Annotated in this window: 18 protein-coding genes and 1 pseudogene; 8 read left to right on the forward strand and 11 right to left on the reverse strand. The window is 27.4% G+C overall.

Going from position 1 to position 20,577, the window contains the following annotated elements:
- Positions 1–121 precede the first annotated feature (121 nt).
- A complete protein-coding gene (locus tag QMG63_RS04465) occupies positions 122–658 on the forward strand; it encodes a hypothetical protein (RefSeq protein WP_281860611.1) in 537 nt (178 codons plus the stop codon).
- A 59-nt stretch (positions 659–717) separates the two neighbouring features.
- Here QMG63_RS04465 and QMG63_RS04470 read toward each other — a convergent pair.
- The 4 genes and pseudogenes from QMG63_RS04470 to QMG63_RS04485 form a co-directional block, all read right to left on the reverse strand.
- Positions 718–1,241: pseudogene (locus QMG63_RS04470) on the reverse strand (glycoside hydrolase family 3 N-terminal domain-containing protein); the annotation flags it as partial.
- A 95-nt stretch (positions 1,242–1,336) separates the two neighbouring features.
- The gene (locus QMG63_RS04475; RefSeq protein ID WP_281860613.1) at positions 1,337–1,867 is read right to left on the reverse strand and encodes a P13 family porin; all 531 of its coding nucleotides are present in this window, start codon (positions 1,865–1,867) and stop codon (positions 1,337–1,339) included.
- 182 nt (positions 1,868–2,049) lie between these two features.
- Positions 2,050–3,096 carry a hypothetical protein gene (locus QMG63_RS04480; protein ID WP_281862140.1) on the reverse strand — a complete coding sequence of 349 codons (1,047 nt, stop codon included), beginning with the start codon at positions 3,094–3,096 and terminating at the stop codon, positions 2,050–2,052.
- A 198-nt stretch (positions 3,097–3,294) separates the two neighbouring features.
- The gene (locus tag QMG63_RS04485; protein ID WP_281860617.1) at positions 3,295–3,441 is read right to left on the reverse strand and encodes a hypothetical protein; all 147 of its coding nucleotides are present in this window, start codon (positions 3,439–3,441) and stop codon (positions 3,295–3,297) included.
- 154 nt (positions 3,442–3,595) lie between these two features.
- Between QMG63_RS04485 and QMG63_RS04490 the strand changes: the two genes are divergently transcribed.
- On the forward strand, positions 3,596–5,386 hold the full coding sequence (locus QMG63_RS04490) for a phosphoglucomutase (protein ID WP_281860618.1): 1,791 nt from the start codon (positions 3,596–3,598) through the stop codon (positions 5,384–5,386).
- A 209-nt stretch (positions 5,387–5,595) separates the two neighbouring features.
- On the forward strand, positions 5,596–6,681 hold the full coding sequence (locus tag QMG63_RS04495; protein WP_281862142.1) for a BBK32 immunogenic protein P35: 1,086 nt from the start codon (positions 5,596–5,598) through the stop codon (positions 6,679–6,681).
- Positions 6,682–7,505: 824 nt separating this feature from the next.
- Here the strand turns inward: QMG63_RS04495 and QMG63_RS04500 are convergent.
- Positions 7,506–7,670, reverse strand: coding sequence for a hypothetical protein (locus QMG63_RS04500; RefSeq protein ID WP_281862144.1), 165 nt, complete (start codon positions 7,668–7,670; stop codon positions 7,506–7,508).
- 671 nt (positions 7,671–8,341) lie between these two features.
- Between QMG63_RS04500 and QMG63_RS04505 the strand changes: the two genes are divergently transcribed.
- From QMG63_RS04505 to QMG63_RS04520, 4 genes are all read left to right on the forward strand, one after another.
- Positions 8,342–8,590, forward strand: a complete 249-nt coding sequence (locus tag QMG63_RS04505) for a hypothetical protein (protein ID WP_281862145.1) — start codon at positions 8,342–8,344, stop codon at positions 8,588–8,590.
- 539 nt (positions 8,591–9,129) lie between these two features.
- Complete coding sequence (locus tag QMG63_RS04510) at positions 9,130–9,954, forward strand: virulence associated lipoprotein (RefSeq protein WP_281862147.1); 825 nt, start codon at positions 9,130–9,132, stop codon at positions 9,952–9,954.
- 439 nt (positions 9,955–10,393) lie between these two features.
- Complete coding sequence (locus QMG63_RS04515; protein ID WP_281862292.1) at positions 10,394–11,266, forward strand: complement regulator-acquiring protein; 873 nt, start codon at positions 10,394–10,396, stop codon at positions 11,264–11,266.
- Between the two features lie 185 nt (positions 11,267–11,451).
- Positions 11,452–12,357, forward strand: coding sequence for a complement regulator-acquiring protein (locus tag QMG63_RS04520; protein ID WP_281862149.1), 906 nt, complete (start codon positions 11,452–11,454; stop codon positions 12,355–12,357).
- Between the two features lie 646 nt (positions 12,358–13,003).
- Here QMG63_RS04520 and QMG63_RS04525 read toward each other — a convergent pair.
- On the reverse strand, positions 13,004–14,281 hold the full coding sequence (locus QMG63_RS04525; RefSeq protein ID WP_281862151.1) for a hypothetical protein: 1,278 nt from the start codon (positions 14,279–14,281) through the stop codon (positions 13,004–13,006).
- 470 nt (positions 14,282–14,751) lie between these two features.
- On the opposite strand from QMG63_RS04525, the gene QMG63_RS04530 reads away from it, so the two are divergent.
- The gene (locus QMG63_RS04530; protein WP_281862153.1) at positions 14,752–15,618 is read left to right on the forward strand and encodes a hypothetical protein; all 867 of its coding nucleotides are present in this window, start codon (positions 14,752–14,754) and stop codon (positions 15,616–15,618) included.
- Between the two features lie 90 nt (positions 15,619–15,708).
- Here QMG63_RS04530 and QMG63_RS04535 read toward each other — a convergent pair whose 3' ends face one another.
- The 5 genes from QMG63_RS04535 to QMG63_RS04555 all read right to left on the reverse strand — a co-directional run bounded on the left by QMG63_RS04535 (position 15,709) and on the right by QMG63_RS04555 (position 20,459).
- Positions 15,709–15,966: a hypothetical protein gene (locus QMG63_RS04535; RefSeq protein WP_281862155.1), complete on the reverse strand. Its 258-nt coding sequence runs from the start codon at positions 15,964–15,966 to the stop codon at positions 15,709–15,711.
- Positions 15,967–16,611: 645 nt separating this feature from the next.
- Positions 16,612–17,541 (reverse strand): CRASP family complement regulator-acquiring lipoprotein, encoded by a 930-nt coding sequence (locus QMG63_RS04540; RefSeq protein WP_281862157.1) that lies wholly within the window; start codon positions 17,539–17,541, stop codon positions 16,612–16,614.
- A 999-nt stretch (positions 17,542–18,540) separates the two neighbouring features.
- Positions 18,541–19,386, reverse strand: coding sequence for a hypothetical protein (locus QMG63_RS04545; protein ID WP_281862159.1), 846 nt, complete (start codon positions 19,384–19,386; stop codon positions 18,541–18,543).
- Positions 19,387–19,629: 243 nt separating this feature from the next.
- Positions 19,630–20,238, reverse strand: a complete 609-nt coding sequence (locus QMG63_RS04550; RefSeq protein WP_281862161.1) for a hypothetical protein — start codon at positions 20,236–20,238, stop codon at positions 19,630–19,632.
- A 2-nt stretch (positions 20,239–20,240) separates the two neighbouring features.
- Positions 20,241–20,459 carry a hypothetical protein gene (locus QMG63_RS04555; protein WP_281862163.1) on the reverse strand — a complete coding sequence of 73 codons (219 nt, stop codon included), beginning with the start codon at positions 20,457–20,459 and terminating at the stop codon, positions 20,241–20,243.
- Positions 20,460–20,577: the final 118 nt, after the last annotated feature.

Below are 20,577 nucleotides of genomic sequence, written 5' to 3' on the forward strand. Positions count from 1 at the left end.
TATTTAATTGTTAATAGTATAAAATATAATATTATTACATCCTTCCCCATTTCATACAATACAAACAAGTAAAAACCATTTTTTATTCTTTAATAACATGTTACAATTTTTTACACACACAATGAAAAATTTAATACTTATATCACTACACTTGTTTATAATACATGCCCATGCATGGGGTGAAAAATTTAATAATGAAAATATAAAACCACTACAAATAGGTATTATTCAACACAATTATATAAATTTAACTCCTTATAATCAACATTACAAATATTACGCTTTCATTGGAATAACCATGACTTACAATGAATGGATTGATTTCAATATCATCCCCATTAACTTTTATCCCCAAAATTCAACTTCATTCTCAAATGTCTATTTTACTCTATCTATTTCTTTTTATATATTGAAATATCAAATACATATATATTCTTTCATTATCAATATCTTAGTAGGTACTCAATTACCTATATCTCTTAGGACTTCTATTATTACTGGTGGAAATAATATCTCTGCTTTTCTTTTCCCGGCATTGCCTTTTGTCTCTCTTAAACTTAATATTCCAATTACTAATTTATTCTCTATCCTCTCTATATTTTCTTCTTCTCTACGTGAGTATTTTTTAGTCGATATAGCTATTACCTTTCCTATCTAATTATAACAATACTTAGTCATTTTTAATAAACATTTCCTTTATACAAAACTTAAGAATATTTACTCTTCTACATTAAGTTTTTTAAACCCTTCTGGAATAAGCACAACATCAATATCTGAATTTAATGATTTCTTAATCGCATGCTCCAAACTAAAATTATTTACAATTGCCCCCATATCATACGCATCTGTCATGATAATACTAAAGATATTCAGATTATGTCTTATAATATCCACAATATCTTTGGACATACTACTTACATCTGCGGAAATATTAGGAACAAGTACATGTCCAAGCATAATAAATTTTGCTTTCTTTCCAAAAAGAAATGGTATAAAATTATTTACCATTAAAAAATTTTTACTATAAGGTAATAAGGCCAAATCTTTATGGGTATCTACTTTTGTGCCTCCAAGTCCAGGAAAGTGCTTAACTACAGCAAAAACACCTTCCCTTTGTATCCCATCAATAAATGCCTCTACCATAAGACCAATATTATAAGATGAAGAGACCCAAAAGTTCTGCTACCTAAGGGGTTATTTGTAGCAAATTTAGCACCTGCTATAGGTGCCATATTTACATTCTTAAACTTTTGTGGTACTTACTGTTACCTTGTTACAAAGTAACAGCAAGTAAATATATTAAAAACTATACTTATTTTTATTTTAAATTTTATAATCAATACTTCTTAGTAAAAGCAAGTTCAAAAACTAAACCAGAATTTTCGTTGAAATTTATCTCAAATTGAGGCTTAAATCCTCCCAAGGATATACCCAATTTTTCTCGAAGTTTCCTATTATAACTAGACGCATATGTAAAGGGAATTATTATTTCAACAATTCGTGTCACAAACAAAGTAATTCCACCTAAAGACATCAAAGATAATGCAATCGTTGGTGTATTAATACCTTTATATTGAGAAAGAGAATACATACCACCACTAATCAAACCGAAACCCAACATATCAAATCCTAAAATCAGTAATCCACCAGTAAGATCTCCTTGCACGAATGAACCTATACCAAAACCCACAAAAAAATTCAATAGAAAAGGCACTAAAGTATTTTGTTTATGAATTTCATAAAATAACAATTTGCTATCCATATTGCCTTTTGCAGTTACAGCATCAGAAGCCATCTCATCATAACTTTGAGCAAAACTAACAACAATACAAACAAAAAATAACATTAAAATTAATACTTGTTTCATAAAACCCTACCTTCCAAAAAAATGCTCAACATTTTCATCATATCCCTTATTATATAACATATAATAAGTCAATAATTCTCTTACCATGCTACACTCATTTGTCATAAGATATTTACAACAAAACCTCTATTCATTAAATCCTTTATTGCTTACTCCCCTTTTTTTTATTTTTTCTCTCTCTTCTAGTTTTTTCCTCTATCGAATATCTCTTGCAACAAATCACAAATCTCTCTTCCTTTATTTTCAACCTCTATAACTGCAGCATTACTATTTTTACTATTGATCAGTGAATTAAATATATTGTAAAATCTTTCTGCTGTCATTTCTTCTTTCGGCAAGTGATAAATTGTTAAAACAAGAATCTTATGCGATGCATAACTTAACATGTCATTATATTCATATATTTTTTGAGTAAGATTTACAAGTTCTTCCATAGTAGAATACTTATTAAAAATATCGCGATTTTTCCGATCCCTAAAATTTATCAATAAGAACTCTAAAGTAGCAAATGACATTTTGCCTAACATATATAATAACCCTTCAATAGCAAGCCTATATCGCGCTCTATCATTTTCATTTGGTAAATATATACTATGATGGACAGACTCGGAAACACTACGAGGGGGATACATTGTATATATTGCAAATGCTAAAGAGTAAATAAGCTCAGGATTATAACACACAGATGCATAAATATTTTCTGTACTGAAATTATAGTGCCATCCTCTTTTCTCAAATATCTTATCCAAGCTCAAGGGAGGGAAACCTACATTTATAGCATCATAAAGAAAAGGTTCATCACGCTTAATTATAGATTCACGGTCATAATAAAGCGATCTTCTTTTCTCATAAAATTGTTTCAAAGCTTCCTCTTTTGTTGTTGCTTTTTCTGGAAGTTCAATTAAAGATCTCTTGAAATTTATTGGAGCAATTATGTCTTTTTGTTCACCTAAAGGAGGGATAACATCAGGAGAAGGAGGAATAACATCAGGAGAAGGAGGAATAACATCAGGAGAAGGAGGGATAACATCAGGAGAAGGAGGGATAACATCAGGAGAAGGAGGAATAACATCAGGAGAAGGAGGGGTTGGTTTTTTGATCTCAATTACCATTTTATTTGACCTAGCTTCAAACAATTTTGGAGCTAAACTTTCTTCTTCTCTTATTTTTGCATTGTAATCACAACTTATTACAAACACAATAAAAAACATCATACTTACTCTTACCATTAAATCTCTCCTTCTTTGTAATTTATTACAACTTTTAACTATTATTATTCAGCATATCATCAACATTAAGAACCAATCTTTGTTTCTATCTTATAAGCAAACCCCTACTTATCAAGTCCGATAAATAATTACTTATTCTATATATATATATATATTACCACACAATTAACCAATATTATATAATATTTTATATAATATTTAGGAATTTCTTAGTAGAGACAGTAATTTGTATTTCATTACAATTGTTACAATTGTAAGTATTTCATCACGAGTAGTTAAGGGTATATTAAGATAAGGTATATCAAGCATTTTTTTAGAAAAAATTTCATCGATTACCTCATACATACCAAAACCTCATTTAAAGACAAGGTAAACAACAATTAACATATTATAAAAAGCGCTATTAAATAATGCCTATTGTAATAGAATATGTTACTATAATCATAATACTACAAATAAAGGCAAATATTAAATTAAAAATACTAATGAAGAGGAAAATATGCTAAAAGGGTATATATTAAATATGACAAATCTAAGAAACGCTATTAATGAAATGATATTTTCTCATTCAGGATTTAGAAAGATATTTGCAAAATCAAAAAATGAAAATTCAATAGAATATGAAATAAATGATGACGACAAAATATTAGTTGCTCTTATAACCTTTACAATATCAAATTATTTTAAAGATAAACAAAAAAAATATATCAATGTTGGATTAGATTCAAGAACAACTGGAAATATAATCTCAAAGATAATAATTAAGACCTTAATTTTAAACAACAACAGTGTAAATTTTTTTGGAATACTCCCAATACCAGAAATCTTAGCTTATACAAAAGAAAATCAAAATTCAAAAGGATTTATATACATTTCTGCAAGTCATAATCCTACAGGATATAATGGCATTAAAATTGGATTAAATGATGGAGGCGTGCTAAATTCAAATGAAACAAAGAAAATAATATGTCAGATCAGATCCAACATTGAAAATGAAACTTTAATAAACAATCTAATAACAAACTTACAAAAGTTTAATACCAATGCTCTGCACTTAAAAACATATGAAGAAATTATCACTTCACAAGCTAGACATAAAACACAATCTTATAACTCATATAAGTCATTAATGCAGCAAATAATATATTCAGACACACACAATCAAAAAAATATTGACATACTAAAAAAAACTATCAAAAAAGAACCTATAGGAATCATAGGAGAGATGAATGGGAGTTCTCGCATTAACTCAATTGATAGGGAAATGATTGAATCTTTGGGAATAAAATTAGAACTTCATAACACAGAAATTGGTATCTTTAAGCATGGAATGACTCCCGAAGGGACATCTTTAAACATGTGCAAACAAATATTAGAGCAAAAATTTAAGAATGACAATTCTTTCAAGTTAGGATATGTCCCTGATTGTGATGGAGATAGAGGCAATCTGGTTGCAATTTTAAAAAAAGAACAAGCAAGTATCATTACACCACAAAAAATATTTGCACTCTCAGTACTCTCAGAGCTTAGCTATCTTTACCATATGGGAATTAAAGATAATTTAGCTGTCGTAGTTAATGATGCAACCTCACTAAACATTGAAAAAATAGCATCTCTATTTAACACAAAAGTTTATAGAGTGGAGGTTGGTGAAGCCAACTTAATAGAAATGGCTGACCTTTTACGGAATAAAGGATTAATAGTAAAAATTTTGGGAGAAGGATCAAATGGGGGCAATATTATATACCCTTCAAAAGTAAGAGACCCACTAACAACTCTCTTTAGCATTATAAAATTGCTTACAATCAAAAATCTTTACAAGATATGGTGCTCAATATCTAATAATTCATATAATGAACACTACACTCTTGAGGATATATTAAAGACAATCAATTTTTATAGCAATGTAGAAGTATCATCAGAAAAAGCCATGCTTAAAATAAAAGTAGAAAATCAAGAAATACTAAAAACCAATTACGAAAAATTATTAGAAAAAGAATTTAACAACAATAATACCCTGTTACAAAAATTACCAATACATAATTATGAAATTATAAATTATGAGGGTATCAAACAAAATCTCTCCAGAACAGGTGACTCATCAGGGGGGCTTAAAGTTTTATTTAAAAACAACAAACATGAAATAATTGCTAGTTTATGGTTCCGTGGCTCAAAAACAGAACCAATATTTAGAGTATTAAGTGAGGTCATATCTAAACATAATGATTTACTATATCCCCTTTTAGATTTTCATACAGATTTAATATACTTGGCTAACTCTTTAACCTAATTAACATACATGAATTTTTATAAAGAGCCTTATTAAAGCACTCCTGCTCCTTTTAAAATATCCATATTTTTTAATAAATAATTTTTTACCATAATAAACTACTCTATGTCAATAGTTTGCAAAGCTTTGTCACTTAACGCATCATAATTTGAACATTTACTTGTTTTATACACTTATTGCTATATATTTATTGTTGCAAGGAGGTAATGATGCAATTAGAAAAACAATATTTATTTGTACTTATATTGATAAGTTTTATTAGTTGTGATTTACTATTTGATAAAAATATACAAAAAAAATCTGGTGATTTACTTGATAAGGTCAGCTCCATCTTGGATTCTAAAAATCAAGCTATCAGCAATACTTCTGATAAGTCAAGTAAATTAATTAAAAGACCTTTAAAAAAGGTTATAAAAAAACATACAAAAGATACGGTGAAAGGAAAAGTAAACACTCAAGCATCATCACAAGACAATGGACATATTCCTGGTGTTTATGCCCCTAGTGTAAATGATGTATCAGTTCCAGAACCTATCATCAAAGAAACACTTCCAGAAGAAGAAAAAGAAAATTTACCTGTTGCTATTGTCAGCGATAGAGATTCAAATTCTCTTAACAGTCAAAAAGGAGAGTTAAAACCAGAGCTTGCAATACCTACAGTCAGTTTAAGTGGTACTACAGGCACTCTTAGTGGTTTAAGTGGATATTCAGGTAAATACGAGGAGTACACTTACAACTCAATACCAACAACAATTTCAGGTTATGCTAGTTCTACTACAGAAGAAGTAGAAGATAGCCCTCAATATGAATATTATGATCAATTAGAGAAAGCTGAAAAAAAGATTGATTCTGAACTTGAGATGATCAAAAAAATCAAAGAAGACAAAGAGCAAGTCGAATTTCAAGCTACTATGAGTACAAGTGGTCATTCTACCCCAGACGAAAGAAAAAATGCTAAAGAAAAGTTGAACCAGTTTAGTAAAGAGAAGCTAGCACAAACACTGCAAAAACTTTTTACAGAAGTTGATGATGTTAAAAACACAATCGAAAATGCATCAGAAGACTATCATGAAGTAGAATCACAATTTTCCGTAGATTATATTATTAAGCTATCCGAAGCATTAGGTCGGGCTAAAGATAAACTAGACTATCTTACAAAAAACATTGAGAGAGCAGCTAATACTTTCCAGGCATACAGCATAGGATATAGATCTGACTTCTCACAACTAGAGAAGAGCTTAAAGGATGCAAAAGAGTTACTAGGAAAAGTTAAAAATGAGATAAATATGAGATAAGTTTGAACTTTAAAAACTAACTCACATAATATTATTTTTAATTTACAACAAGGATAGGCTACATTTACAGCCTATCTTTGTTGATTAATATATTAATGTTTTCTAAAGCAAATTGCGATTTACTTATTTTAAAGGAGACAAAATAAAATTAATGAAAAAAATGTTTACTAAAAATTGAGATTAATTTATTAAATATCCTTGATGATAATCAAAAACAAGCACTTATTACCTTTAAAGATTTACTTCAAGAAAAAAGCACCTAAGTATTCTAGAAGATTTAGAAAAAACCACAAAAAAAATTCCAATCTGCAAGATAAGCTTAAAAAAATACTAAACCCTAAATACGATCAAAATTAATTAAATAAATTATTTAATGAGATTGGAAATATTAAGACTAAACAATTGCACATAATATTTTGCACATAATATTACAGTCCATCAAAGATGGAACGCTTACAAGCTTTTCATTTAAAAATTTCAACAATTTAAGTAAAACTTTGGAATAAAAAAAGAACAAGCATTAAAATATATAAAAGGTCAGTTATATACTAATTATTTTACTTTTAATTAATTTGAACATAATTGCCTACAAAATCAAGACTCAGATTATTAAATTCATCATCAGTAAGCTTAAATACACATCCTCTACAGAATCTGCAAATATACGTTTTAACTTTGTGTCACAAAACTAAGCATAATCTTTAAACTTCCAACTAAATGCATCTCTCTTACTAAAATCTTAAATCCCATAAACAACTACCTAATCAACATACCTCTACAATTTCTACAATCTCACTTATAACACTTTTAACTAGCTAGCAACATCAAAATGAACAAGATGTTAATATAACATAAACCTTCTCATCAAAATGATCTAATTCTTTTTCATTAACAGTGAAAAAATGGCCATCAAATATTTGATCAACTAATACTAGTATTAATTCTCTTAACTCTTTATCTAAATTAGAACCTATTTTATAACATATCAACAGATGTTATAACTTTTTCAAATGCCCTAAAAACTTTCATCATAAATTAAAAAACCTTCAAGTAATTTAGTTAGGCAATTTTTACCAAATCACCAGTTGGAGATGTCGTTGATTCTTATTTTTTAAAATCGCAACTAATTTAATAGTATTAATAAATACTAAAGCTAGTTTAATTCCACTTTATTTCACAAATATCCTCCTTGCTTACTTCAAACAAGTACATTTATTATTATATAATAAATGTTAAACTCCAACACTTATTCATTAATATCAAGTAACTAAGGTTAAAAATTATTTATAAAAAAAAATTCCAAAAAAATTTAAAACTTTTTAAAAAAAAACTTGAAAATAAATAATTTTGAATTAATAATTAATTACCAAATACTTTAATTTTTCAAAAGGAAGATTGTTTACTCACAATGTTTTATACATTCTTTTAAATATCCCCTTTATCAAGGGGCTTTTTTATAATTTATTTCCTAAGTAACTGCATTGTTATCTTTTTAATTGGACAATTAAAATTCAAATATTACATCACTCCTTATTTCTGCAAATTAAGCAAATCGAAAAGTTAAAGCGGTAATTTAACGGCATTTAAGGCATTACTAAACGCAGGATACAACGGTCCTGTAGCAAATATAATCAAAAGTAACATAGATAGTGGGGTAAAAATGATATCATTACTAGATAAGTTATTAGACATAGCTACCAAAGGAATTAATAATACCAGAGAAGTAAATATTAAAAAGGTAATAGAGGAATTTAACACACAAAATCCAGCATTACTAATTTATATTAATGAATCTGGGGTAAACGCTATCATGAGATCATGTATAAAGACTATTATGACAAATATAAGTAGATATTTTTTTAATGAAGTCCATAAGTTAAGAGATAATTTAAATAAAGCCCGATACTAAATCAATCTTAGATAAAAGATAAATATTATTTAAACATAATTACATTACATAATTACATTACAAATAATAAAGGAACAAAAACATTGATTGATTCTCCATACATGATAAAAGATTAACGTTTAATTAATTTATTTATAGGTCTTGTATTATCTAGGGCCTTAACACAAAAGACAACTAGGTTTTTTATATGTTTATTATGTTATTTGTACAATTTAAAATTAAGCTATAAATCACTTTTTATAGCCATTTAAACAAATTTTAATATCAAAAATTCAACTATAATAACTATAATAATTACTTATACACAAAATAATTATATACAATTTACATCTTAAAAAAATAATAACAAAAATAATAAAAGTAATAATATAAGTTATTAACTAATTAAAATTATTATAATAAAAATATTATTTTCAACTACCACTATCTTGATATTTAAATCAAATCTATATACAATATCAGTTAATAATAATTATTAACTAACACTTTTATAAAAATGGTTAATAAATTTGTTTAATCTTAACAACAAGGAGAATATTTTGAAACATAAAGTTTTTACTATGTTTATTTTTTTAGCCAGCTTGATTTTATTAATTGCTTGTGACAACGATCCAAATAAAACTGATAGCGCAATACCAACAGGGCAAGAAACACAAAGCAAAGAAGAGGCTCAAAAACAACAAATGGTCGATGATATAAAAAACTTACTACCAACAGTAACGCAAGTACTAACAACACAGAATGATAATAATTGGGACGAGAATGCACAAGGATATAACCTCTTTGATCCCAATCAACTATTTGCCGTAACTCAACACACTCCCCAAGGTCAAGCAGTTGCCAAACTATATAACGCAAATGATGAGGATAGTAAAGCAGCCAGAAGAGAAATATACCTAGCATTTGAGTACAATAAAGATTATATTGAAGCTTTTGGGGCACTTGCTAACAAAATGGCAGCAAATGCTACAGCAACTCCTGCTATGAAGACTACCTTAGAGGACATTTTAAATAGTATGAGAGAGTATGCTAATGCCTACTACTTAACAGCATTCTATACACTAAATAACAAAAAAGATGAAATTGAAAAATTATCTCTTGACACTCTAAAAACACTGCACAATAAAGTTAATGAAATTCAAAAAGCAAAAACAAATATTGTAAATGCAGTAAATAAAATCAAAGAAGATTACGATACAGACAAAGCAATTGGTAAGGCTACACCTCAAAATAAACTTAAAACTACTGCTACTGCTACTGAAATAAGAGATTACCTAGAAAGCAAAAAAGGTGCATTTGAACCGGACTTTAACATAATCAAAAACACATCTAATGAAATTATGAACATTTTCATTGCACCTTAATTAAGGTGATATAAAACATATAAATATCATTACAAAATTTATAGTAATGTAAGAGAAGAACGTTTATTCTTCTCTTATTCATGTGTAAATCAAATAATATTGTATCTTAATAGAGATTATCATTTTGTGACATTTATTATCTCGACATTTACTTGATATTTAAATTAAATCCATATATAAGTGCAATACATGTTATTTACTTATACTTGATTATAACACATACAACGACAATGTCATCTTTGATAATGTCATCTTTATTATTTTCTATTCCTATTAATCACTACATCTCTATAAATTATCTCAATTTAAAATAACGTTGATTTAACAATCAAGAAAATATATAATTTCAATTAATAATTATTAATATTTTTTAACGGTACTTATTAAATTTATATTACCAAATATACAAATAATTTTAATTAGATTGTTTTGATTATCAATTAGTTTTAACCATAAAAACAAGGAAAATATTGTGAAATACATTTTTGATATCTTTACTATAACATTAATTTTACCACTCTTAGTGCTCTTTGCCTGTAGTTCAAACCCCAAGCCAACCAAACAATTAAACACCTCTACAAAAAAAGACATATTCATAATTAACTCAAATAACTCAAAAATAAAAAACGATTTCAACATAAAAACAAATTTAACAAACCAAATAAAGAATAAAGTTGACACTGCCCTAATTTTAATAGAGAAACATTCAGCAGATATTATCAAGGAACCTGTAAAACAACTTGGAATACAATGTGCAATCTTTGATGAAACTTACTACCATAAGGTGATACATTCATTAGACAATATATATCTAATCAACAAAGAAAAAATAAAGTTATTTCTAGCATCTCTAAACTATAACACAATAAGATTAAAATGGCTGGGAGAAATTCTTATTCAAATGCAAGCTATCAATACTAAAAAAGGTAATGAACTTTATAAATCGATCTTAGACACAGGAAGAGAATATTCGCAAAAATCATTTGAAGCGCTCATAAATCAAATCAATGTAGAAAGAGATAAGCTAATTCTTTTAAATGTTGAACAACTAAAAGACATTATAAACAATCTTGACACAATTACAAATTTAAGAACAAGTTGGATATCATTTATCGATGATATCATTAATGATTATAAAACCGAGGCAGACATTAAAAATAGCAGCATAAAATTAATAGAACATATAACCACTAAATACAAAAAAATAGAAGATAAAATTAATGGCATCAAAGATATAGCTCACAAAACTAACAAAATTTTAAAAACAATAAAGCACCAATATTACATTAATAAGCAGATTCGTCAAAAGTAAGATAAGATACTTTGCATAAGATATTCTTATCATTTAACAAATTTACAAACTAACAACACAAGAAAAAATTTTAATATTTTTTTTATAATTATTGTTTTTTTCAAATTAAATGATATATATTTCTATATAAGAATCATTATTAATTGATGATCATATTAATATAATATTAAGGAAGAAGAATTTCTATGAGAAATAACATTTTAAATAACACTTTTACTACATTTGCTTTAATAGCATTTATACTAGTTGGATGTAACCCAAATGGAACAGTTGCAAAGACAAAACCCCACACAAACTCTCAGACAAATACAAATAAAATCGATGATACAAAAAAATCAATAGACATAACGTTAAGACCACAAATACTTAATGACAGTGCCCAATTAGCAGCAAAAAAAGGCGATGACAAATCATTAGAACCTAAAATAGATAAAAAACATGTTCAAAACAATCTAGAAGAAGCTAAAGACGTAAAGTCAAAAGAAGATAACGAAAAAGCAGCACTAATAGCTGAGATAATAAAAAAAGTTCAAACCAGTATAGCTTTAATAAATGAATATAAAAATAATATTGAAGATGATGATCAATATGGAATGAAATTGGGAGTGTTTAACCGCTTCAAGAACAAAGAAAATAACGAACTAGTAAATTCTGCTAAAAATACAATTGCAAGAAGAAAATTTTATTCATCCTTAGAATGGAAAAAAGACACACTTAAAAAATTTGCAATAACAATAAAAGATTTAACTGATAATTTAGCAATAACAATACTATTAACAGGGATAAATTATGTTCAAGATTATTTTGAATGGCTAATTTATAAAATAAACAACAAAAAAAATAATCTTAATACTTTGAAACTTCAAGAATTAAAAGACATCAAAAACAAACTTGTGAAAATTGAAGAATTAAGAAAAAAATGGAGAGATACTATTAATAACATTATTACTGAATATGAAGCTGATAATGATATGCAAAATAACAATCAAAAATTAATAAATCATATACATTCTAAATATGGCACAATATTTAAAACTGAAATTCCTAACATTAAAGTATTAACTCAAGATATTAAAGAGATCCTAAAATAAGACTTCACAAATAACTCAAACTTTAGAGAGGAATTTTTTCCTCTCTTTCTTATTTTAGATAAAATACCAAATTAAGAAATAACAATGATTAAACTTCCTACAAGTTAAATATCTTCCTTCAAATCCAATTGACAAACTGATTTATTTTTAGGTCTATAAGAAACAATTATAATAGACAATATCCAAAACAACATACTAAAATTTTTCATAAATTTCGCTCTTTTTTTAAGCTTTTCTACTATACAAATAATAATTAATCTTATATAATAAGTATTACATTATAATACTTATTACACATTTCATTAAATATAATTTAAAGGTGGCAAAAATTTTGTTTCGTCCATTCATAACAAACAACTATTTAAATATCAGCTTGGATTCCCAAGCTGATAGGTGGCTTAACCTTCTTAGCCAAATCTTTGGCTATATCCTTTCAATATTCACTATTGATAAAATTACCTACAAAAATACAGTAGTAAAAATACATTCTTTTTTAAATACTGTTTAAATACTGCTTTTTAAAAAAGGAGGCCTGATGCAGGCCTTAATGGAATACACCCTTTAATTTTCATATTTATATCACATAATAATCCATGCTACTTACACTTTAAAAAGTTTAAATCCTTATCACCTAAATTCACCCAATCTATAAAGAACGAATTAAATGTGAAATGGATCTTGCAAGTTCGCGTAAAGAGTTAACTCCCAAATATATATTACCATTTGAATCAGCAATGCCCTTCAATAAATCTAACATTCTCTCTTTGTTACCTCTCTCTCTATTTGAAAGTGCACGATCCAATCTGGTCTTAATTTTATAAATCATATCTTTCCTTATATCAATAAACTCCGCTAATTTAAGGTCAATTGCAGAAATTTTTTCTGCAGAATCACAATTCTTAATTAAATCTAATGTTTCTTGATTGAAATTCATCCTTAAATTGTCAAAAGAATACTCTGAAATATTACACAACCGGTATAATATATCCGAAATAAGACTCCCTTCACTACCTTTGTATCTAGAATCATAAACCTCAATTGACAAATTTAAATATTTAAATATATTTTTTAAAGTCATAATATCTTGAATATCATTTTCTAATGCTAGATAAATCTTATTTTTTGCATCCTGCCGATTAAAACGATGCAACCACCCAGAAATACGTTGGTCACCAAATAAAGGGGCTTTTGGATCAACTCCTGCCTTCATAAACACAAGTTCATCTACTTTAGAATTAAGAGTCTCTATATACCCATTTAGTCTTAGAGTGAGTATTTTATGAGCCAAATCTCTGCTTGCTCTCTGTTTACCTGCTCCCTGTTCACCTGCTCCCTGTTCACCTGCTCCCTGTTCACCTGCTCCCTGTTTACCTGCTCCTTGTTTACCTGCTCCTTGTTTACCTGCTCCTTGTTCACCTGCTCCTTGTTCACCTGCTCCCTGTTTACCTGCTCCTTGTTCACCTGCTCCCTGTTCACCTGCTCCCTGTTTACCTGCTCCCTGTTCACCTGCTCCCTGTTTACCTGCTCCCTGTTTACCTACTTCCTGTTCACCTGCTTCCTGTTCACCTGCTACCTGTTCACCTGCTCCCTGTTCACCTGCTCCCTGTTTACCTACTTCCTGTTCACCTGCTACCTGTTTACCTGCTCCCTGTTCACCTGTTCCTTTGTTTTTTTTATTAGCATCACCCTCAACATTATCTACTCTTAGTGCATTTGAAATATCTCTTCTTGAATTTTCTCTAATCTCTTTAGTCAATAAAGCACGCGATACATCTAAGTTACCTACAGCACCATTTGGATTTTTGGAGAAAATTGCCTTACCTAAACCTGCTTGTTTCTTCTTTTGCTTCAATGATCCTTGGCCACATCCCATCATTATACTTATAATACTAATTAAAAAAATTAATTTATTAATTTTTTTCACTACACTTCTCCTTATATATTATTTTAATATATAAATTAATTTTCGATTAATATAATTAATAAATCAAATTATAATTAAATCAATTTACAAACTAATTTAGTTTTAAAATAATGCCATTTTGAAGATATACACAAATTGGTAAAACGTTTAAAATTAATAGATATACATTTGATGATGCATAAATTAACATTTTTAACTTCACTAGTACTTTTTTATTTACAAATTACTACTTTTCAAATAAGAAAGCATAACTTAAAAAGAATCTCATATTAGGTTAAAATCCAAAGTGTCGTGGTAGAGTGTGCTTTAAGTTGTTGTGGGATGCTTAAGTTCCAAGTTTAACCAATTAAATGAAATGCAACGTAATTTAAGGTGTGTACATATGGTATGAAACTGTGTTATATATATTAGATAATCTTGAATGATTGACTTGAATGATTAATAAAAGATTAAAAAAGGAGAATTATTATATGAAAAAAGTCGGGATTAGCATTTATATAATTGCAGTTGCAACTCTTTCCTGTAAACAAGGGGTATCTCATGATGTAGTTAGTCAAGATGGGATAAAAGTAGTGTCATCAAAAACATATATTCCCATAAATTATGGGATTCCTGAAGAGGGTACCAAAAATTCCAAGTCAAATGTAAACCGAGATAAAGCTTACGTTGAATTCAAACAAGTCATAGATGAATATAAAAAACAACTGGAAATTGAACTCAATAAAGTTACAGTAAATAAGTCAGTCGATGACTTTATAAAATCATTATCAAAATATAATACTCAGTCTCAGTGGAACTATATTTATACTAGTCTAGAGCATGATAAGAGTATTATTGAAAGTTTAAAAGTAATACTTGACAAATTATCTAATATTTATATTCCTATTGAAGAAGAGCCCGTTGAAGAAGATAAGAATTTTTTTACAAAAATATTTAATTTTGTCCTTCCCAAAACTAATTTTCCACTCTCTAAAGCATCAGTCGATAATAACTTGTATTACGAAATCCTTGCTGATGATTTATTGAGTACTTTATTTAATCTTACAGATTGTATTCATAAAATTTTGCATAAATGGTCAGATGAGAAAAACTTAGTTAAAATTCAGTCTGCTAAGGAGTTTTCTAAAAAATCTGCTCAATTAAAGACAATAATGCAAGCAAGAAACACCGCTATTTCTAAGATTAAAGCTCAAATAGTATTAGCTGCAGAAAATGTAGATAATGAAGAGAAATTGATAGAGGAACTTGAAAAGATTACTGAGGATGGAGAAGCTAACTCTGCATTTAAATATGTTAAAAGCTCTTCTATAAGAGATTGGGGAGTTATATCTGATTAAGGGTTTGATCCCTTAATCAGATATAGGAATATATTTTTTTAATGACATAAGTACTGTTAATTACAGTTGATATTTTTACTATAGAATCAACTATAAACCTAATTTTTCTGTTTGCATTAATATTTTAAATATATCTATAATGTCCAATCCATTTCGACTGACAAATTTAGAAAACACTGTTGATTCCTTTATAACGCTCTTTAAGTTAAAGATATATTTCAAGTCATGTTCTAGCTCAGCATAAGCGCTATTTTGTTTGCCTGTATTAAAATAATTTTCCAACTTACTAAATATAATCTTATCAAACACAATTTTGTTTTCATCAAATGTATCATTTTTATCTTTCAATGATCACCTAAACCATTTAATCTTATCTACTATGACATCAAAGGTTTCCTATAACCCCTTTATAAAGGCAATCAACTTACAGATCTTTTGATCCTTTTTTTCCTGTATACTTATAAACTTACCTTTACGGTAGGATGCATCATCCTTTAATAAACAGCCTACTGATAAACAGTTTAATATCAATAGTCCAAAAATATTAAAAATACATAACATACATACATACTTTTATCATAAAATTGCCCCTTACGTTCTTTGTTTTTTTTAAGTGAAAGTAAAACTTGAACTTAAAAAGTTGAGCCACCACCTGATCCAGATTACTTATTTAAAAAATATAGACCGGTATTTTTGTTAATAACTTTCATCTTTTAACTATATAAATGTAATATTAATTACATATTAATATCTATTATTATATACGAATTATTATTAATAATTACAACTAACATCATTTTAATGGGGATTTTTAACTGAAATTTAACTTTTGAATTGTAATCCACATACTTTAACTGGTTACATTAATTTATATTTATATTTATATTTAATAACAAAAATATAAAAGCTAGCTAGTCCACATACAATTGTTAGTCTTGATATTAGCAAAACTTAACTTTTATAATCACTTAAATTAAAAGTTTTAAATTTTAATTACGCGATCCTCCTCTTTCTTCCGTATCTTGAAGATGAATTTATAATGTCAATTCTCTTACTAATTAAATTAGCAAAGCCCAATAAGCTCTCATCGTTATCTAAGTCACTCTTCTTGGTAGAATAAATTTTATGATAAATAGATCCACTTTTACTAGAAACAATCTTCTCAAGTTCACTTCGAATTGCTTCATTATTACCCAATTTTTCTACTGCTGATGCTAGCATTTGTTTGACATCTCCTATCACCTCAATTCTTCTTGCAAGCAATCCATCTAAACACTTCTTAAGATATTTAATGGTTCGCAAATTACTCCTTTGCCGCAGTATATATAAATTTAAGTCACTTAAATCACCCTCATTTTCATCTACAACCGTTAAGACAAACTGAGTAGTATCTCTTAAAAAGTCCAATAAATTCTCAGCACTCATTATATCTTGCTCGCTGGCATTAGCTCCTGCTAATGCATTTACTATTGTTTGTAAATTACGAATAGCATTAACATCATATCCTAGAGCAGCATAAATATTGTCCTTATCTTTACTAAAATCATTTGTAAATTTACCATGCACAAATGTAATTTGTGAATTAAAATAAGCAGAATTATTAGCCCCTTGCTCAAAGGTATCATAATTCTCTTTAAATGATTTATTAAAAGCTACTAAAGTTTTCTTTAAAATTCCAACAGCCTCAATTACTGTCTTTGGGATTGATATTGATTGATCCACTTCAAAATCCAAATGTAATCGATTACATACCTTTTTTACAAATACACATTTATGTTTATCTTTATCTGCTTCTAAGCCTCGCTTTACTGCTAAAGTTGGCTTGATTAGAGAACTAGTTCCTTTAGTTGGGCTATTATTAAATTTACACTGAACCAGCATTAATCCTAAGATACTTAGTACACATGCATAAATAGATGTCATTGTCATTAATATTCTCCTTATCATTATTTTTATGTCGCACTTTTATCTACACTTTTACACTACATATATAACCAAAATATATATCCATTAATTGAATATAACAATAAAAAATATATATATTTATTAATAAATATATATAATTAAAAATTTATTTATTACCAAATATTTTATTTCTATAATTTATATCTATGTTTCAATTAGAAATATAAGAATAATTAAAGTGATATCATAATACGTAAATACAATAAAAAAAGCCAGTCTACATCTTTAAAGTAAACTTTAAAATACGTAAACTGAATCAGGTGGTGGCTCAACCTGTAATATTTATTATACTTAAACAATATAAAATTTGCAACCTAATTAGAATTAATATATTAAATTAAAACTTAAAACTAAATTTAAACGACAGCAATCCTGTATATAAATACACAATTGATCTAATTTTATCTACGGTATTAAATTACTAACTTTCTTTTTATACTTTTTTTTTTAAAATCCTTCAAATTTCTATCAATAATACAAATTTTACTATTACATGTTTTAAATATCAAACCAATAATAAAGCCCAATGCATCTTGAATGTGATTTTTATCATTAACATTGAATAATGCTGCTTGATTTATTATACCTTTAAGTAATACTACCCATCTTCTCTTTGTATAAGCATATTATGTACCATAAGGCGTTTGTGGTAAATCCTCAGATAGATTTGGATTAACTAAGTCAGATTTACTACCCAAATGGTTTGTGTAAATGGCATTGCCTGTTCAAAACTTGGTAAGAATTCATTCAATGAGACTTTTTCTACCCGCTTCACAACTTAAAACAACTGATCCCAAAACACTAATTATAAATACATAGAAAACACACAGAAACAAACTATAAATCTATGCAAAAATCTACGTTAATATAATACTTATCCAAGTATATAATAATATTGTTAATACATTCCTTATTGCTCCACCAACTCAACTTCTTAACATATCATTACTATAAAACCTAATGTCCTAATTTATCAACTCGTATTTTTATTAAATCTCTCAATCCTTGCAAACCTAAAATTGGCTTAGAAGTAGAAAAAATACTCTTATAAAGGAATTCATCTTCCTTAATAATCTTATCAAGATGCAAGATCAATGCTTGAACATTAGATTGTTCTACTACTTTCATAGTGGCCAACCCTGCTGCGCCCTCTAACATTATTTTAAATCTTTCCATCAAATTATTACGTATTGATAACATTAACCCTAAAAAATACTTAATGTCCCGCATATCTACTATATTATTACTGGCTCTAAGTGCTAATAAATTGTCTATACTTAAAATTGAACCTTTATCATTTATAACTTCACTTATATATTCCACACTACTCTTTAAATTATTCAATAATTTAATAGCAATAGTCAAAGCCATAACATGGTTACCTACACTTGCCAAGTTATTTACTATTATTTTCAAGTTACTTAAAGCTTCAACGTCTCGATTTAAACTAGCATAAACTTTATCCTCATCATCTCTATCTTTTTTAAAACCCTGAGAATCAACCCAAACTTGAAATATATTATCAAACTGAGATCTATTAAATCCTTCAGGTCGATAATTCAATGAAGCTTTAAGTTTATTCAAATTTTCAAGTAACGCACTATAAGCTTGCTGTGCTGGTGTATTTCTCATTACAGTAAGATTCCCTTCATCTATCTTTGCTAAGGTTAAAAAATTATTATCGCCTTTAATACCTAAATGATGAACCTCCCTCTCCTTTCTTACACACTTACTACCTGCTAAACAACCTAGCATTAGACTCAACAAACACAGCAAACAAATCATAATATATACTCTTTGCATCAAACAACTCCTTTTTTTATACATAGAATACATTTTAACTAAGTTTTATAATTAATATAATTAATATAATTAAAATAATTAATTATTTTAATTATATCTTGCTGTACTTAAATCTTACAATTAACAAATCTTACAATTAACAATATGGTTAATTTTTTAAATTTAACCTACAACTAGCATGAGAGTAATCTATACAACTATACATAATAAATCTAAATTTGCTAAATTTAGATTTATTATTCACTAAACCTTGCTTTTAATCTCACTTATTAAACCTTGTAAGCTATTTATAGTATACCCATAAATTCGCATATGAATACTTCCACCTATTTCAATAATTGGCGATAAAACCTCTTGAACTTTTTTCATATCTTGCATATTTTGTAACGAAGTTAATATTAAATAAATCTCTTTTATTAAGTTAAATCTAAAAAAGAACACTGTATCTATTAAAGAAGCAAGTTCAATAAGAACATTTTGCTCTTTGTTAAGAATAACTTGATCTATAATATCTTTACTTAAAATTACATTTTTGTTACTAGGACCTACAAGGTTACTAACAAAAAATCCAATATCCTTTATAACACCCATAAGCTTACTAATAGTTAAAATTTTAGAATCATTAGCAGTCAAAACAGAATTTAATAAATTATTTATTACCTTTTCTAAGATTTTAACAAACTCTTGATTATAATCCATACCAGCATAAAGATTCTCCTGTACATCAAGATCGTCAAACTCAAGAAATACATAAGCATTATCAACCTGATATTCAAATGGAATATTAATTAAACTACGATCAAAATGACCTCTATTAGCAAAACATGCATTGTAAATTGTTAAGTATTTCATCCTTAACAATGCAGCACTAGCATTCCCGTCCTTACCATCTTTCCCTGAAAAGCCTGGGAAACCCCCGGAAGACCTTCTTTTCCTTCTACTCCTTTTATCCCTTGTGGGCCTTGTGAGTCTTGTGGATCTTTTATCTTTTGTAGATCCAATAAATCAGAACATCCCACAATCATAAATAATAAAACAATCAAAAAACACATATCATTAAACATTTTTTGCATTAAATATCTCCTTTTTTTATCTAGTTTTACATAATAAAAAAAATAAAAATGCTATTATATCAATACAAAACTGAATATCTATTAATAATAATATAAATATATTACTTAATCAACATAT

Origin of the sequence: Candidatus Borrelia fainii (assembly GCF_027925085.1) — a bacterium.
Taxonomy (GTDB): Bacteria; Spirochaetota; Spirochaetia; order Borreliales; family Borreliaceae; genus Borrelia; species Borrelia turicatae.

Coding starts and splice junctions, on each gene's coding strand:
- QMG63_RS04465 (WP_281860611.1), top strand. CDS start 122: ATGAAAAATTTAATACTTATATCACTACACTTGTTTATAATACATGCC.
- QMG63_RS04475 (WP_281860613.1), bottom strand. CDS start 1,867: ATGAAACAAGTATTAATTTTAATGTTATTTTTTGTTTGTATTGTTGTT.
- QMG63_RS04480 (WP_281862140.1), bottom strand. CDS start 3,096: ATGGTAAGAGTAAGTATGATGTTTTTTATTGTGTTTGTAATAAGTTGT.
- QMG63_RS04485 (WP_281860617.1), bottom strand. CDS start 3,441: ATGTATGAGGTAATCGATGAAATTTTTTCTAAAAAAATGCTTGATATA.
- QMG63_RS04490 (WP_281860618.1), top strand. CDS start 3,596: ATGCTAAAAGGGTATATATTAAATATGACAAATCTAAGAAACGCTATT.
- QMG63_RS04495 (WP_281862142.1), top strand. CDS start 5,596: ATGCAATTAGAAAAACAATATTTATTTGTACTTATATTGATAAGTTTT.
- QMG63_RS04505 (WP_281862145.1), top strand. CDS start 8,342: ATGATATCATTACTAGATAAGTTATTAGACATAGCTACCAAAGGAATT.
- QMG63_RS04520 (WP_281862149.1), top strand. CDS start 11,452: ATGAGAAATAACATTTTAAATAACACTTTTACTACATTTGCTTTAATA.
- QMG63_RS04530 (WP_281862153.1), top strand. CDS start 14,752: ATGAAAAAAGTCGGGATTAGCATTTATATAATTGCAGTTGCAACTCTT.
- QMG63_RS04540 (WP_281862157.1), bottom strand. CDS start 17,541: ATGACATCTATTTATGCATGTGTACTAAGTATCTTAGGATTAATGCTG.
- QMG63_RS04545 (WP_281862159.1), bottom strand. CDS start 19,386: ATGCAAAGAGTATATATTATGATTTGTTTGCTGTGTTTGTTGAGTCTA.
- QMG63_RS04550 (WP_281862161.1), bottom strand. CDS start 20,238: ATGAAATACTTAACAATTTACAATGCATGTTTTGCTAATAGAGGTCAT.
- QMG63_RS04555 (WP_281862163.1), bottom strand. CDS start 20,459: ATGCAAAAAATGTTTAATGATATGTGTTTTTTGATTGTTTTATTATTT.